Origin of the sequence: Pseudomonas sp. HMWF006 (assembly GCF_003061205.1) — a bacterium.
Classification (GTDB): domain Bacteria; phylum Pseudomonadota; class Gammaproteobacteria; order Pseudomonadales; family Pseudomonadaceae; genus Aquipseudomonas; species Aquipseudomonas monsensis.
This window is the reverse complement of sequence record NZ_QAIU01000260.1, coordinates 1,538-2,377: the sequence shown is the minus strand read 5'-3', so window position 1 is coordinate 2,377 and position 840 is coordinate 1,538. Positions and strand designations below refer to the sequence as shown.

Below are 840 nucleotides of genomic sequence, written 5' to 3'. Positions count from 1 at the left end.
CTTGAGCACGTAGCGCTTGGCACCCTCGCCGACCGCCGAGATCGACACCACCGAGGTGATGCCGATGACGATGCCGAGCATGGTCAGCAACGTGCGCATGCGGTGCGACACCAGCGCGATCCAGGCCATGCTGAAGGCTTCCTTGAACAGGCCAAGGCTGGCCACCAGACGGCGCGTGGCGGTGGCTTTGGGGGTTACTGGTTCTTCACTGAGCAGGTGTGTGGTGTCACGTTCGTTCGTGCGGTCGCTGAGGATTTCGCCGTCGCTGACTTCGATGATGCGCTCGGCATTGGCTGCGACTTTCGGGTCGTGGGTCACCAGAATCACCGTGTGCCCGGCCGCGTGCAGTTCCAGCAGGATGCGCATCACTTCCTTGCCGCTGGTGGTGTCGAGAGCGCCGGTGGGTTCGTCGGCGAGGATCACTTCGCCGCCGTTCATCAACGCCCGGGCGATACTCACGCGCTGCTGCTGGCCGCCGGAGAGCTGGCTCGGCCGGTGGCTCAGGTGTTCTTCCAGGCCCAGCCGCGCCAACAGCTCGCGGGCGCGGGCGTGGCGCTGCAGCTGTGGCGTGCCGGCATAAATCGCCGGCATCTCGACGTTGTGCATGGCGCTCAGGTGCGGCAGCAAGTGATAGCGCTGGAAGATGAAACCGAAATAGTCACGACGCAGTTCGGCGAGGGCCTGATTGTCGAGGTCGCGGGTTTCCTGGCCGTTGATTTTGTAGCTGCCGGCCGTGGCGTAATCGAGGCACCCGAGGATGTTCATCAAGGTCGATTTGCCAGAGCCCGAGGCGCCGATGATCGCGACCATTTCCCCGGCGTTGATCGTCAGGTCGATGTT

Annotated in this window: 1 protein-coding gene; it reads right to left on the bottom strand. The window is 63.8% G+C overall.

What is annotated here, in order from left to right; all coding sequences use genetic code 11:
* On the bottom strand, positions 1–840 hold an 840-nt coding region (locus DBR24_RS10665; RefSeq protein WP_128614706.1), incomplete at both ends, for an ATP-binding cassette domain-containing protein.